Genomic DNA, 14,291 nt, shown 5'->3' on the forward strand with positions numbered 1-14,291 from the left:
GCGCGTCTTCGACGAGGTGATGGCAGAGCGCAACCTCACGCGCGCCGCCCGCAACCTCGCGATCACCCAGCCGGCCGTGAGCAACTCGCTGCGCCGCCTGCGCGAACTGCTGGGCGACGAGCTCGTGCGGCGTTCCGGTGCGGGCGTGGAGCCCACGCCGCGTGCGCAAGCCCTCTGGCCGACCGTGCGCGACGCCTTGCGCCAGTTGCAGCACACGCTGGCGCCCGGTGAATTCGACGCCGGCACCGCCGACACGACCTTCCTGCTGGCCATGGCCGACGCCACGGCCGCCGAACTCATGCCGGGGCTGGTGAAGATTGCAGAAGAAGACGCGCCTGCCATTTCGCTGCGCGTGCTACCGCTGACCACACGCGACCCGCGCCGCATGCTGGAGCACGAAGAGGTCGACATGGCCGTCGGCTACTTTCCAGCGGTGATCGCGAGCCTGGCGGCGCGCGGCCAATCCGGGGTGGGGGTGCCGTTCGAGACCCAGCGGCTCTACCTGGGCCAATATGTATGTGTGATGCGGCGCGGCCATCCCCTGGCGGGGGCGCCGTTGACGCTCGACAGCTATTGCGCGGCGCGTCACCTGCTGGTGAGCTTTTCGGGCCGCCCCTATGGCTTCATCGACCAGACGCTGGGCGCCATGGGGCGCGAGCGGCGGATTGCGGTGACGGTGAACCAGTTCTTCACCGCCGGGCGCGTGGTCGCGAATTCAGACCTGCTGGCGGTCCTGCCGCGCCACTTCGTGAGCGTGACCGGCATCGAGGAGCAACTGGTGGTGCACGACCTGCCGTTCGACCAGCCGCCGGTGCACGTGGATGCCATCTGGCATCGGCGCGCCCAGCACGGGCATTCCCACGAGTGGCTGCGAACGGCGCTGTTGCGCTCGGCGGCCGCGGCGTTCGCGGGCTCGGTTCATGGACAGGCGTGACGTGCCCCCTTGAACCAGGTGCGCCGCTCGAGGCGGCGCGGGCCCGTCAGTTACCTGACGACGCTGAGCCAGGCGGAAGCCGCAGCACGCAGTTCTTGTGCGTGGTGCGCGCCACGGCCGGCACGGCTGTCGGCGCTTTCCATCAGCGCAGCGGCGTGGCTGGCGGGGGTCTGGGTCGGCGACGAACGGAAGAAACGGGCCACTTGGGCAAGAAGACTGAACATGACGGTGCGCGGCTTGTGGCTGCGACGGGGTTGATTAACGATGGATGTAGATTAAGGGTAATCCCTAGTAAAGCAAGCCCCAAGTTATGCATCTCACGCATGATGGGATTCACCTAGACTGATCCGACGATGAAGTTGCAACTGCTCTCCGACCTGCACCTGGAATCCCACCCGCGCTTCCATGCCGACCCGATCCCGGGTGCCGACCTGCTGGTGCTCGGCGGCGATATCGGCTCTTACCAGGAAGGCTCCCGCCTGACAGACACCGACTTCGGCCTGGGCCGCTTCTCGCCGCGCAAGGGCTGGCCGACGCCGGTGGTCTATGTGCCGGGCAACCACGAGTACGACAACCTCGATTTCGACGCCACGCATACGCGCCTGCGTGCGCTGTGCGAAGAACTCGGCATCCTCTGGCTGGAGCGCGAGACGCTGGTCATCGGGGGCATCCGCTTCATCGGCACCACGCTGTGGGCCGATTTCGACGCGCTGGTCGAGCCCCGCGACGGCCTTGCCGAGGCGCTCAAGAAGCGCGGCAAGGCGATGCGCGCGGCCGACTTCTATCTCGAGAAAATGGCGGGCACGCGAAACGGATTGCCCTTCATGGCGGCCGAAATGCGAGAGCAAGCACTCACATGCCAGGCTTGGCTGCGCGACGCGCTGGCCCAGCCCTTCGACGGCACGACGGTGGCCATCACCCATTTCGCACCCAGCCTCGCGAGCGCCGATCCGCGCTACGGCCTCACGCCCGGTACCGCGGGCTTCTGCAATTCACTCGATGAGTTGCTGCCTCACGCGCAGCTGTGGCTGCACGGCCATCTGCATTGCCCGTTCGACTATGTAAAGGACGGCTGCCGCGTGGTCGCCAATCCGCTGGGCTACCGCAGCAACGGCGAACAAGAGGGCTACCAGCCCCAGCTGCTGATCGAGGTCCGCTGACCGGCTGCTTCGCCCGTCAGGCGCTGCGGCCCTTCGCCACGAGGCGAATGCCGGGCATGAGTTCGGCGGCGAGTTCGGGCCGTTCGAGCGCGTAGTCGAGGTTCATGCGCGCGATCTCGACATGCTCTTCGCCGAGCGCCTGCGCCCGCGAACCCTGGCCGCGCTCGATTGCCTGCACCATCGCGTGGTGCGTGCGGTGCGCCTGCCGCATCCATTGCTGGCCCTCTTCCATCGACGACTGCATGGGCAGCATCGCGCTGGGCGCGGCAAAGGGCTGGCCGCCGAGCATGTCCATCACGCGCTTGAGCGCGAGGTTGCCGCAGCCTTCGAGGATCAGCTTGTGGAAGCGGTCGTTCATCTCGACGTACGCGGCGTAGTCGTCGATCTCCATGCTGGGCTTGTTGACGGCGCGGTCGCCCTCTTCCAGGCAGTCTTTCAAGTCGCGCAGCAACTGGCGCGACACGCCGTCTTCGGCCAGCAAACGGGCGGCAAAACCTTCGATCACCCCGCGCACGCGGATCGCGTCGGCCACTTCCTGCGAGGTGAAGCGGCGCATCTGGTAGCCGCCGCTGGGCGACTGCTCGATCAGGCCTTCGTGCTCGAGGCTGGCCAGCGCCAGGCGCACCGGCGTGCGCGAAGCCCCGAGTTTCTCGGCCAGCGGGATCTCGGCCAGCCGCTCTCCGGGCACGAATTCGCCCTTGAGGATCAGGTCGCGCAGTTGCACGAGCACGCGGGATTGTTGGGAGTCCATCGGGAGGCGCCAGGGCAGCAGGGAGAGGGATGAATGGGCGGATTCTAGGAGAAGCGCCCGCCGCTGCACGCAGCATAGCCAAACGGGCGCGTTTGTTGCATGCAGTGCAAACAGATGTGTGTCAAAAACCCACAAACACCTCAGAGCTAACCCTATATATGGCGCCTCACAGCCCCAAAACAGGGCGAGTAAGCCGATGAAAGTTTGACCTTTGTCAAAAATCACCAAGACAATGCATACAACTGCATGCAATGCCTGCAGGCCTTCTGACAAAGACCTCTCGATGGAGCCCGCACGATGATCAGCGCCGAGCAAAACGATTTCATCACCCGCGTCGGACCCGGCGCGCCCGCCGGCAAGCTGCTGCGCCGCTACTGGCAGCCGGTGGCCTTGGCCGACGAACTGGCGGGCCCGCGCCCGGTCAAGCCCGTGAAACTCATGGGCCAGGATTTCGTGCTGTTCCGCGACGAGAGCGGCCAGCTCGGCATGCTCGACCGCGACTGCCCGCACCGCGGCGCCGACCTCGCCTTCGGCCGACTGGAAAACGGCGGCATCCGCTGCGCCTTCCACGGCTGGCTGTTCGACGCCAAGGGCAACTGCCTGGAGACGCCGGCCGAGCCCGCCACCAGCAAGCTGTGCAGCCGCATCAAGCAGTCGGCCTACCCGGTGGTCGAGAAGGCCGGCGTGGTCTTCGCGTACATCGGCGAGGGCGAGCCCCCGGCCTTCCCCGACTTCGACTGCTTCGTCGCGCCCGACACCCACACCTTCGCGTTCAAGGGCCTGTTCGAATGCAACTGGCTGCAGGCGCTCGAAGTGGGCATCGACCCTGCGCACGCCTCGTACCTGCACCGCTTCTTCGAGGACGAAGACACGTCGGAAAGCTACGGCAAGCAGTTCCGCGGCGCCTCGGCCGACTCCGACATGCCCATCACCAAGGTGCTGCGCGAGTACGACCGCCCCGACATCAGCGTGGAACCCACCGACTACGGCTTCCGCCTCAAGGCGCTGCGCAAGCTCTCGGAAGACACGACCCACGTGCGCGTGACCAACGTGGTGTTCCCGCAGGCCTTCGTGATCCCGATGAGCGCCGAGATGACCATCTCGCAATGGCACGTGCCGGTCGATGACACGCACTGCTACTGGTACGCCGTGTTCACCAGCTTCACGGGCCCGGTCGACAAGCAGCAGATGCGCGACCAGCGCCTGAAGCTGTACGAGCTGCCCGACTACACCTCGCGCAAGAACAAGCGCAACAACTACGGCTTCAGCATCGAAGAGCAGCTGACCGAAACCTACACCGGCATGGGCGACGACATCAACGTGCACGACCAGTGGGCGGTGGAGTCGCAGGGCGCCATCCAGGACCGCACGCGCGAGCACCTGGGCAGCACCGACAAGGGAATCATTGCCTACCGCCGCGTGCTGGTGAAGGCCATCGAAGCCACCCTCGCCGGCGACAGCGCGCCGATGCTCATCGACGCCGCACAGGCCAGCGCCATGACCGGCCCGCCCTCGATCGACGGCATCGGCAAGGTCGTCGACGAAGCCGCCACCGAGGCCTACTGGCAGGACGCCGACCGCGCGCGCCGCCTGAAGTCCGACTGGGCCTCCGCACGGCTTGCCACCTGAGCGCACACGCGATGAACACCAACACATTCGTCGACCGCTTCGGCCTCTGGTCCGACGACCAGCATGCGCAGGCGCGCGAACTCGTGCGCCGCATCGACAGCGGCGAGGTGGACACCGTCCGCTTCGCCTGGCCCGACCAGCACGGCCTGCTGCGCGGCAAGACCCTGGTCGCGGGCGAGGCGCGCTCGGCCCTGTGGGAGGGCGTGAACCTCACCTCCACCCTGCTGGCCAAGGACACCTCGCACAAGACCGTGTTCCCCGTGTTCTCGCAGGGCGGCGGCTTCGCCATCGAGGGCCTGCAGGGCGGCGCCGACTTCACCATCGTGGCCGACCCCGCCACCTTCAAGGTGCTGCCCTGGGCGCCGCGCACCGGCTGGATTTTGTGCGACGCCTACATGGCCGACGGCCGGCCCTGCCCCTTCGCGACGCGGCAGATCCTGCAGCGCGCGGTGGCGCAGCTCGACGAACTCGGGCTGGACTTCATCGCCGGCCTCGAGGTCGAGTTCCACGTCTTCAAGCTCGAAGACGCGCGCATGGGCCTGGGCGACTCGGGCCAGCCCGGCGAACCGCCGCGCGTGTCGCTGCTGTCGCACGGCCACCAGTACCTGACCGAGCTGCGCTACGACCGCGTCGACGGCCTCATGGAGCTGCTGCGCTCGCAGCTCGTGGCGCTCGGCCTGCCGCTGCGCTCGCTCGAGATCGAGTTCGGCCCGAGCCAGTTCGAGCTCACCTTCGGGCCCACGGCCGGCGTGACGCCCGCCGACACCATGGTGCTGTTGCGCAGCGCCATCAAGCAGATCTGCCAGCGCGCCGGCCTGCATGCCACCTTCATGTGCCGCCCGAAGATCCCGAACGTGATGTCCAGCGGTTGGCACCTGCACCAGTCGCTGCGCCGCAAGAGCGATGGCGTGAATGCCTTCATGCCCGAGCCCGGCGGGCGCGACCTCAGCGAGATCGGCATGCACTACCTCGGCGGCCTGAAGGCGCACGCCTGCGGCGCGGCGGCACTGGCCAGCCCGACGATCAATGGCTACCGCCGCTACCGCCCCTTCTCGCTGGCGCCCGACCGCGCGATCTGGGCACGCGACAACCGCGGCGCGATGCTGCGCGTGCTCGGCGGCCCGGGCCAGAACGCCTCGCGCATCGAGAACCGCGTGGGCGAGCCGACGGCCAACCCGTACCTGTACCTCGCGTCGCAGCTGTTCTCGGGCCTGGACGGCATCCGCCACCAGACCGACGCCGGTCCTTCGGCCGATGCGCCGTACGAAACACCGGCCGAACAGCTGCCGCGATCGTTGAGCGACGCCCTCGCCTGCCTGCGCAAGGACGAGATGCTCAACGCACAGATGGGCAAGGTCTTCGTCGACTACCTGTGCCACATCAAGGAAGCGGAAATTGCCCGCTTCAACCTCGAAGTCTCGGAGTGGGAACACCGCGAGTACTTCGACATGTTCTGAACCCCATGCCCACGATCCACTACATCCTCAAGGACGGCACCACACGCGAGGTCGACGCCAAGGTCGGCGCCAGCGTGATGGAGACCGCCATCCGCGGCAACGTGCGCGGCATCGACGCCGAGTGCGGCGGCTGCTGCTCGTGCGCGACCTGCCACGTCTACGTCGACGACGCATTCCTCGAGCTGCTGCCGCCGCCCGACGACATGGAAAGCGCGCTGCTCGATGCCGTCGCGTCCGAGCGCCGGCCCGGTTCGCGCCTGAGTTGCCAGCTCAGCGTGAGCGCCGCGCTCGATGGCCTCACGGTGCGTGTGCCCGATACACAGGTCTGACCAGCGCGTCGGGCATCATCGCCCGCTGCCAAACATCCAGTTACAAGCCAGCGGCGCCCGCGCGGCGCATTCCACTCCCACAGAAAGGCGTTTTTTCATGACGACGACGATGACCAAGCGAACCCTCCTCTCGACCCTGCTGCTCGCCGGTTTCGGCATGGCGGGTGCGGCCCAGGCACAGACCACTGAGCCGCTGCGCATCGGCCTCATCGCGACCTACTCCGGCCCCTACGCCGACTACGGTCGCCAGTTCGACGCAGGCATCGCGCTGTACCTGAAGGAGCACGGCGGCAAGGTGGGCGGGCGCACCGTCGAGATCATCAAGAAGGACACCGCCGGCCCCGCGCCCGACGCCGCCAAGCGCATCGCGCAGGAACTCATCGTGCGCGACAAGGTGAACGTGCTCACCGGCCTGGACTTCAGCCCCAACGCGTACGCCGTGGGCGCCATCGCCACGCAGGCCAAGATCCCCACGCTGGTGATGAACGCCGCCTCTTCGGCCATCACCACCAGCTCGCCCTACGTGGCGCGCCTGTCGTTCACCGTGCAGCAGGTCACCGACCCGATGGCGCGCTACATGCTCAAGCAGGGCGTGAAGGACGCCTACACCGTGGTCGCCGACTACGCCTCGGGCGTCGATGCCGAGACCGCGTTCAAGAAGGCCTTCACCGCTGGCGGCGGCAAGGTCTCGGGCGAGGTGCGCACGCCGATGAACAACCCCGACTTCTCGGCCTACGTGCAGCGCATCAAGGACGCCAAGCCCCAGGCCGTGTTCTTCTTCTTCCCCTCGGGCGTGATGCCGCCGGCCTTCCTCAAGGTGTGGAAGGAGCGCGGCATGGAGCAGGCCGGCATCAAGCTCTTCGCCACCGGTGAAGCCACCGACGACAGCTACCTGGACGCCACCGGCGACGTGGCGCTGGGCCTGGTCACCAGCCACCACTACTCGTTCGCGCACAACTCGCCGAAGAACCAGAAGTTCGTCAAGGACTTCGCCGCCGACAACGGCACCAAGCTGCGCCCGAGCTACTTCGCCGTGACCGCCTACGACACCATGGCCGCCATCGACCTCGCACTGGCCAAGACCAAGGGCGACACCGGCGGCGACAAGTTCATGGACGCGCTCAAGGGCCTGAGCTTCGAGAGCCCGCGCGGCCCGATCGAGATCGATGCCGCCACACGCGACATCGTGCAGACCGTCTACATCCGAAAGACCGAGCGCGCCAATGGCCAGCTGGTGAACGTGGAGTTCGACAAGTTCGAGCGCGTCAAGGACCCGGCCAAGGAAGCCGCCGCCGCCAAGTAAGCCAACGCCAGCCAACGCCAGCCAACGCCAGCACGCAGCAGCAGCAAGCAGGAAATTCATGGGTATCGTGATCTTCGATGGGGTGGCCTACGGCATGCTCCTGTTTCTCATCGGCGTGGGCCTGTCCATCACGATGGGACTCATGAATTTCGTCAACCTCGCGCACGGCAGTTTCGCGATGGTGGGCGGCTACGCGGCCAGCGTGCTCATGAACCAGTGGGGCATCGGCTTCGGCCTCTCGCTGGTCGCGGCCTTCGTGGCCGCAGCGCTGGTGGGCGCGGTGCTGGAATTCGTGTTCTACCGGCGGCTGTACCGCGCGCACCCGCTGGACCAGGTGCTGCTGTCGATCGGTGTGGTGTTCGTCTCGATCGCCGCGTTCACCTACTTCTTCGGCCCGACGATGCAGCCCTTCACGCTGCCCAAGGCGCTCGAAGGCCAGGTGTCGTTGCTGGGCCTCGAAGTGGGCCGCTACCGCCTGTTCCTGATCGGCTGCGGCGTGGCCGTGCTGGTCGCGCTGCTGCTGGGCCTGGGCAAGACGCGCTACGGCGCGATGGTGCGCGCCGCGGTCGACAACCAGCGCGTGGCCGGCGGCACGGGCATCCACGTGCAGCGCCTGTTCTTTCTCACCTTCTCGCTGGGCTGCGGCCTGGCGGGCCTGGGCGGCGCGCTGAGCCTGGGCATGCTGGGGCTGGAGCCGTCGTTCCCGCTCAAGTACCTCGTCTACTTTTTGATGGTGGTGTGCGTGGGCGGTGCGGGCACCGTCACCGGGCCCTTCATTGCGGCGCTGCTGGTCGGCATCGTCGACGTGGCGGGCAAGTACTACCTGCCTGAAACGGGCGCCTTTCTCATCTACGTGTTCATGATCGTCATGCTGCTGGTGCGCCCGAACGGCATCGTCGCCAAGAAGGGGCTCGCATGAAGCCGCTGAGCCTCTCTCCCGCGCAACTGCGCGGGGCCGAAATCGCCTTCTGGCTCGCGCTCGCGTCGAGCTTCTTCCTCTTGCCCGACAAGCTCACGCTGATGAGCCAGATCATGATCTTCGGGCTCTTTGCCGTGTCGCTCGACATGGCGCTGGGCTACGCGGGCATCCTCACCGTGGGCCACGCGGCCTTCTTCGGCGCGGGCGCCTATGCGGCGGGCCTGCTCGCCAAGTACGGCTGGAGCGAGCCCTTCAGCGGCCTGCTGTTCGCGCTCGCCGTGTGCGCCCTGCTGGGCTACGTGCTGAGCTACCTCGTGGTGCGCGGCGCCGACCTCACGCGGCTGATGATCACCATCGGCGTGTGCGTGCTGCTGTTCGAGCTGGCCAACCGGCTCTCGGGCATCACGGGCGGCACCGACGGCCTGCAGGGCGTGGTGATCGCGCCCGTGCTCGGCCTGTTCGACTTCGACCTCTACGGCAAGACCGCGTTCGGCTATGCCTTCGGCGTGGTGCTCGCGATGTTCCTGCTCGTGCGGCTGGTGCTGCGCTCGCCCTTCGGCCTCGCGCTGCGCGGCATCCACGACAGCCGCAAGCGCATGACGGCCATCGGCTCGCCGGTGGAAGCGCGGCTGCGCATGGCCTACGCGATGTCGGCCGCGGTGGCCGGCGTGGCGGGCGCGCTGCTGGCGCAGACCACGCAGTTCGTCGGCATCGAGTCGATCAGCTTCAACCGCTCGGCCGAAGTGCTCATCATCCTCGTGCTCGGTGGCACCGGGCGGTTGTACGGCGGCCTCATCGGCGCCATCGTCTACATGCTGGTGCACGACTGGTTCGCCGACATGAACCCGCAGTACTGGATGTTCTGGCTCGGCATCTTCCTGATCGCGGCCGTCATGCTGGGACGCGGCGGGATCATGGGCGCGCTCTCGCGCGTGGTTCGCACGGGGAAGGCGCGATGAGTTCCACCCCCACGAACACCACGCACGCGCTGCGCACGCAGAACCTGGGCATCCGCTTCGGCGCCTTCCAGGCCGTGAGCGAGGTCAACCTGTCGCTCGAACCCGGTGCGCGGCAGGCGCTGATCGGCCCCAACGGCGCCGGCAAGACCACGCTCATCAACCTGCTCACGGGCGTGTTCAAGCCCACCAGCGGATCGATCCGCCTGGGCGAGCGCGACATCACGCGGCTGCCCGGCGACAAGCGCGCCCGCATGGGGCTGGCACGCACCTTCCAGATCAACACGCTGTTCCCCAGCCTCACGCCACTCTTGTCGGTGGTGCTCGCCATCAGCGAGCGCGAAGGCCTGGGCGCCACGTGGTGGCGGCCGCTCAAGGGCTGCACCGCCGTGTTCGACGAAGCGCATGCGCTGCTGGCCACGCTGAAGCTCGACGCCCTGGCCGACGTGCCCGTGGCCGAGCTGGCCTACGGCAAGCAGCGGCTGCTCGAGATTGCGCTGGCGCTCGCCGCCAAGCCCCGCATCCTGCTGCTCGACGAGCCCGCCGCCGGCGTGCCGGAAGACGAGAGCGGCGAACTCTTCGAAGCCATTGCGGCGCTGCCGGCCGACATCAGCGTGCTCTTCATCGAGCACGACATGAAGCTCGTGTTCCGCTTTGCGCGCCGCATCTCGGTGCTGGTGGGCGGACGCATCCTCACCGAAGGCACGCCCGCCGAGATCGGCGCCGACCCGCGCGTGCGCGAGGTCTACCTGGGAAGCTCGCACCACCATGGCTGAAATCGCCGCACTTGCCTTCGACCGCGTGACCGCCGGCTACGGCAACGCCGTGGTCCTCGACCGCCTCGATTTTTCGCTGCGGCCTGGCGAAAGCCTGGCCATCCTCGGGCGCAACGGCGTGGGCAAGACCACGCTGCTCGAAACGCTGATGGGCAACACCCGCGTGATGCAGGGCGCGATCCGCTGGCAGGGCGCCGACATCACGCGCTGGCCTTCGCACCAGCGCGTGCGCGCGGGGCTGGGCTGGGTGCCACAGGAGCGCGAGGTGTTCCCTTCGCTCACGGTGGAAGAAAACCTCACGGTGGTCGCCCGCCCGGGCAGCTGGACCTTGCAGCGCGTGTACGAATTCTTTCCGCGTCTGCGCGAACGGCGCGGCAACTACGGCAACCAGCTCTCGGGCGGCGAGCAGCAGATGCTGGCCATCGGCCGCGCGCTCATGACCAACCCGAAGCTGCTGCTGCTCGACGAGCCCATGGAAGGCCTCGCGCCGATCATCGTGGAAGAGCTGGCGGCAGCCATCCGGCGCCTGTGCGAATCGGAAGGCCTGGCCTCGATCGTGGTGGAGCAGCACCCGGTGCTGGCGCTGGACATGACGCACCAGGCGATCGTGCTGGAGCGCGGCACCGTCGTGCACGCCGGCCCGAGCGCGGCGCTGGCGGCCGACAAGGAACTGCTCGAAGGCTTGCTGGGCGTCGGCATCGCCGAGGCGCCGGCCGATTGAACCGTCAGGCCAGCAGACCGATCTTCTTGGCGCCGGCAAAGAAACGCCACGACGCCAGCCCCCCGGCGATCAGGCTCACGCCCCACGACAGCCACAGGCAGGTGTAGAGAATGAAGGCCAGGCCGACGTCCACCACGCGTGAGAGGAAGGTTGTGTCCTTCCCGAACAGCACATGGGTGCCCAGGCCCCACCACACGAAGTAGGGCAGCGCGGCCAGGCACAGGCCGTAGACGAGGGTGGCCGCCAGCGGGCCAAGGTGCTCGCGCAGCACCGCCCAACGCACGAGGAAGAACAGGGCCAAGTCCAGCAGCACCAGGGCCAGCAGGCCGAGGCCCAGGATGAGTTCGAGGGTCATGGCCGCACTGTAAGCACGCTCACCAAGAAAGGACCGTGCTGGCGACGGCGTACCGGCAGGCGCTACCGCACGCCGCAGCGCGCGGTACGCCTCACCGGCATCAGCTCAGCATCTGGCCGCGGCTGCCGATCACGGCCACGTCCACGAACTGGCCGCCTTCGCGGTTCGAACGGCCGTAGTTGATCTTCACGCCGCCCAAGTCGAAGTTCTCGATGCTCGCCATGCCGCCGAGCACGGCGGCGCGCGTCGGCGAGGGGCCGGCGCGGCGCAGGCCTTCGGCCAGCACGGCGGCGTTCATGTAGCCCTCCAGGCTGGTCAGCGAGAAGTCCTTGGTGCCGTTGGCGGTCATGTCGGCCTGGTAGCGGCGCACGATCTCGAACTTGGTCGAGTACGGCGACGGCACCACGATCACGAAGCCCAAGCCGCGTGCCAGGTCGCCCATGGCCGACAGCGCGCTGGCCGTGATCGACAGACCGTAGGCCGAGCTGCTGTTGCCCGCGCCGCGCAGCGCCTTCAAGAACACCGGCGCCGTGCCGGCCAAGCCGACCACCACCACCTGCGGCTTGGCCTTGGCGATGGCCTCGGCGGCCGGGCCGACTTCCATGCTCGTGGTGTTGGGCGTGGTGGCGATCACCGCCGGCTCCAGCTTGGCCTTGGCCAGCGCGTTCTTGAACGCCGCCAGCACCGACTGGCCCAGCGGGTCGTTCGAATGCACGAGGCCGATGCGGGTCTGGCCCAGCACGGCGGCCGTGCTCACCAGCTTGTCGACCTCCTGGTCGTAGTTGGCGCGCACCCAGAAGGTGTTGGGCGAGGTCTTCTTGCGCAGCGCGATGGTGCCGGTGATCGGGCCGACCACGGCCATGCCGGGCACCGCGTCCATCACCTCGGCGGTCTGGCGCGTGCCCAGCGGGTGCACCAGCGCGAGCACCGAGCTGTCTTTTTCGAAGGCCAGCGCGTTGGCCTTGGCCACGTCGGGCTTGAAGGTGTCGTCGGCCATCACGAGTTCGACCTTGCTGCCGTGCAGGCCGCCGGCCTTGTTCAGCGCGTTGAAGAACGCGCTGGAGCCCTGGTACAGCCCCTGGCCGTTGGCCTTTTCCACGCTGCTGTTGTCGAAGGTCGTCCCGATGCGGATCGCACGGTTCTGCGCGAACGCCGGAAATCCCAGCCCGACGCCGGCCGCGGCGGCCGTCGTGGCGGCCAGCCCGGAAAGGGCGCGGCGGCGGCTGGTGGAAAGCGGCGCGGTCGACTCGCGCGGCACGGGGACGGTCATGATCAAAGCCTCCAATAGTCGGTGACAAAAGTTCACATTTCAAACAGAAATGTAACGCACCTCGCTGGATCGGTCATGACAAACCCGAATGCCTAGAGCAACTCCTCTCCCACGATCGGCAGCAGCAGCCAGTTCTTGAAGCGCAGCCAGAGGAACTCCCCGGGTTCGTCCTCGTGCACGATGTCCCCGCCGGCATCGTCGTATTCCAGCCACTGCACGCGCCGCCCGCCGGGCGCAAGCCGCAGCCGGTAGCCCAGGTTGACGCGCTCGCCGTGCATGAGCTTGTCGTAGTCCTGCACCAGCCGCGGGCTGTCGATGAGCAGGCCCATTTCGGTGTTGACGGCAGCCGAGCGGTGGTCGAGGTTCATCGAGCCGACGAAAAAGCGCTCGTTGTCCAGGATGGCCAGCTTGGCGTGCAGCCGGCTGATCGACTTGCCGAAATCGCCGAAGCGCCCCGAACGCCCGGTGAGCGTGGGCGCGATCTCGAAGATGGTGACGCCGATCTTCAGCATGTCGGCGCGGTAGCGCTCGTAGCCCGCGTAGGCCAGCGGCTCGTCGGTGGCGCCCAGGGAGTTGGTGACCACCGTGATGCGCCCGCCGCGCTCGATGGCCGTCTTCATCATCGCCATGCCGCGTGCGCCCGGAATGAAGTACGGCGAGCCGATCTTGACCTCGTGCTTCGCCGCCTGGATCGCGCCGAGCGCGCCCTCGGTCACGCTGCCGCCGTAGGCCGCCTCGGCCTTGCGCGTGATCTTGTCGGGGTCGTCCACGAACAGCGTGGCGCTGGCCCAGTAGCGGTCGATGCGGCCGGTGGTGAGCTGCTCGCCGAGCGGCGACTTTCCCAGCACGTCGCGCTGCTGCATGGGCACGTCGGGCACGGCCGCGCGCGCCAGGGCGTCGAACCGCCGCTGGGCTTCCTCGACCGGCACGCGCCGCGGCACGATGCGCTCGATGGGCCAGGCGTGGTCGCTGTTCCAGTAGCGGTCGAAGCCCTCGGACATGCGCCGCACGATCGGGCCGCTGGAGAGCACGTCCATGTCGATGAAGTTCGCCGCCGTGCTGCGCATGAAGTACTCGTTGGCGATGTTGCGCCCGCCCGAAACCGCGAAGCTGTTGTCGGCCACCAGCAGCTTGTTGTGCATGCGGTGGTTGATGCGGCGGAAGTCGCCCAGCGACAACAGCAGCCGCGTCGGCAGCGACGCCGCGCGCGAAGGCAGCGGATTGAACAGCCGCACCTCGATGTTCGGAAAGGCCGACAGGCTGCTGAACACCTCGTCCTCGCCGCCCGCGTAGAGGTCGTCCACCAGCAGCCGCACGCGCACGCCGCGCGCGGCGGCCTCGCGCAGCTCCTTGAGAAACAGCAGGCCGACGTCGTCGTTGCTGATGAGGTAGTACTGCACGTCGAGCGACTTCTCGGCGTGCCGCGCCAGCGAGATGCGCGCGTCGAACGCGAACGCCGCCTCGGGCAGCAGCCGGAAGCCCGACAGCGGCACCGCGCTGCCTTGCGGCGCGTCCTTGGCGGCCAGCCGGCCCAGGTCGGTGTCGGCCACGTCGGTGACCGCACTCGTGAACACCGGGTGCGGTTGCGGCGACGGCAGGCTGGCGCAGCCCGCGAGCCAGGCGATGGCCAGCCCCGTCGACACCAAGGCGACGAATCGAGGGAGGCGGGAGCGCGCGGCGGCCATGGGTCGCACTGTAGCTCCGCCCTATGATCAACGGCACACACGGCAG

General features: G+C 67.9%; 15 protein-coding genes (1 of these 15 running past the window's edge). 10 read left to right on the plus strand and 5 right to left on the minus strand.

From position 1 onward, the window contains the following. Window positions 1-934 carry the 3' portion of a LysR family transcriptional regulator gene (locus GFK26_RS06220; protein ID WP_153281232.1) on the plus strand. The gene continues 38 nt to the left of window position 1, outside the view, so only the last 934 of its 972 coding nucleotides appear in the window; its start codon lies off the left edge, out of view; the stop codon is at window positions 932-934. Window positions 935-984: 50 nt separating this feature from the next. Here the strand turns inward: GFK26_RS06220 and GFK26_RS33970 are convergent, their stop codons facing one another. After that, the gene (locus tag GFK26_RS33970) at window positions 985-1,158 is read right to left on the minus strand and encodes a hypothetical protein (RefSeq protein ID WP_180288618.1); all 174 of its coding nucleotides are present in this window, start codon (window positions 1,156-1,158) and stop codon (window positions 985-987) included. A gap of 129 nt (window positions 1,159-1,287) precedes the next feature. Between GFK26_RS33970 and GFK26_RS06225 the strand changes: the two genes are divergently transcribed. Further along, window positions 1,288-2,094 (plus strand): metallophosphoesterase, encoded by an 807-nt coding sequence (locus tag GFK26_RS06225; protein ID WP_153281233.1) that lies wholly within the window; start codon window positions 1,288-1,290, stop codon window positions 2,092-2,094. 16 nt (window positions 2,095-2,110) lie between these two features. Here the strand turns inward: GFK26_RS06225 and GFK26_RS06230 are convergent, their stop codons facing one another. Further along, window positions 2,111-2,845: a GntR family transcriptional regulator gene (locus tag GFK26_RS06230; protein ID WP_153281234.1), complete on the minus strand. Its 735-nt coding sequence runs from the start codon at window positions 2,843-2,845 to the stop codon at window positions 2,111-2,113. 297 nt (window positions 2,846-3,142) lie between these two features. On the opposite strand from GFK26_RS06230, the gene GFK26_RS06235 reads away from it, so the two are divergent. From GFK26_RS06235 to GFK26_RS06270, 8 genes are all read left to right on the plus strand, one after another. After that, on the plus strand, window positions 3,143-4,474 hold the full coding sequence (locus tag GFK26_RS06235) for an aromatic ring-hydroxylating dioxygenase subunit alpha (RefSeq protein ID WP_153281235.1): 1,332 nt from the start codon (window positions 3,143-3,145) through the stop codon (window positions 4,472-4,474). A gap of 11 nt (window positions 4,475-4,485) precedes the next feature. Then, a complete protein-coding gene (locus tag GFK26_RS06240) occupies window positions 4,486-5,931 on the plus strand; it encodes a glutamine synthetase family protein (protein WP_153281236.1) in 1,446 nt (481 codons plus the stop codon). 5 nt (window positions 5,932-5,936) lie between these two features. Beyond that, a complete protein-coding gene (locus GFK26_RS06245; RefSeq protein WP_062470484.1) occupies window positions 5,937-6,260 on the plus strand; it encodes a 2Fe-2S iron-sulfur cluster-binding protein in 324 nt (107 codons plus the stop codon). A 97-nt stretch (window positions 6,261-6,357) separates the two neighbouring features. Continuing rightward, window positions 6,358-7,563: an ABC transporter substrate-binding protein gene (locus tag GFK26_RS06250; protein WP_228121930.1), complete on the plus strand. Its 1,206-nt coding sequence runs from the start codon at window positions 6,358-6,360 to the stop codon at window positions 7,561-7,563. A 58-nt stretch (window positions 7,564-7,621) separates the two neighbouring features. Beyond that, window positions 7,622-8,482 (plus strand): branched-chain amino acid ABC transporter permease, encoded by an 861-nt coding sequence (locus GFK26_RS06255; RefSeq protein WP_153281237.1) that lies wholly within the window; start codon window positions 7,622-7,624, stop codon window positions 8,480-8,482. Next, window positions 8,479-9,441 carry a branched-chain amino acid ABC transporter permease gene (locus tag GFK26_RS06260; protein ID WP_153281238.1) on the plus strand — a complete coding sequence of 321 codons (963 nt, stop codon included), beginning with the start codon at window positions 8,479-8,481 and terminating at the stop codon, window positions 9,439-9,441. The genes GFK26_RS06255 and GFK26_RS06260 overlap by 4 nt, the downstream gene beginning before the upstream one ends. Then, window positions 9,438-10,214, plus strand: a complete 777-nt coding sequence (locus GFK26_RS06265) for an ABC transporter ATP-binding protein (RefSeq protein ID WP_153281239.1) — start codon at window positions 9,438-9,440, stop codon at window positions 10,212-10,214. Before GFK26_RS06260 ends, GFK26_RS06265 begins: the two co-directional genes overlap by 4 nt. Continuing rightward, window positions 10,207-10,935, plus strand: a complete 729-nt coding sequence (locus GFK26_RS06270) for an ABC transporter ATP-binding protein (RefSeq protein WP_153281240.1) — start codon at window positions 10,207-10,209, stop codon at window positions 10,933-10,935. The genes GFK26_RS06265 and GFK26_RS06270 overlap by 8 nt, the downstream gene beginning before the upstream one ends. A 4-nt stretch (window positions 10,936-10,939) precedes the next feature. Here the strand turns inward: GFK26_RS06270 and GFK26_RS06275 are convergent, their stop codons facing one another. The 3 genes from GFK26_RS06275 to GFK26_RS06285 all read right to left on the minus strand — a co-directional run bounded on the left by GFK26_RS06275 (window position 10,940) and on the right by GFK26_RS06285 (window position 14,245). Continuing rightward, entirely contained in the window at window positions 10,940-11,290 is a 351-nt protein-coding gene (locus GFK26_RS06275) for a hypothetical protein (RefSeq protein WP_153281241.1), read from the minus strand. Between the two features lie 100 nt (window positions 11,291-11,390). Continuing rightward, complete coding sequence (locus GFK26_RS06280; RefSeq protein ID WP_153281242.1) at window positions 11,391-12,560, minus strand: ABC transporter substrate-binding protein; 1,170 nt, start codon at window positions 12,558-12,560, stop codon at window positions 11,391-11,393. A 92-nt stretch (window positions 12,561-12,652) separates the two neighbouring features. Continuing rightward, on the minus strand, window positions 12,653-14,245 hold the full coding sequence (locus GFK26_RS06285) for a phospholipase D family protein (RefSeq protein WP_153281243.1): 1,593 nt from the start codon (window positions 14,243-14,245) through the stop codon (window positions 12,653-12,655). Window positions 14,246-14,291: the final 46 nt, after the last annotated feature.

The organism is Variovorax paradoxus, from assembly GCF_009498455.1.
GTDB classification, from domain to species: Bacteria; Pseudomonadota; Gammaproteobacteria; order Burkholderiales; family Burkholderiaceae_C; genus Variovorax; species Variovorax paradoxus_H.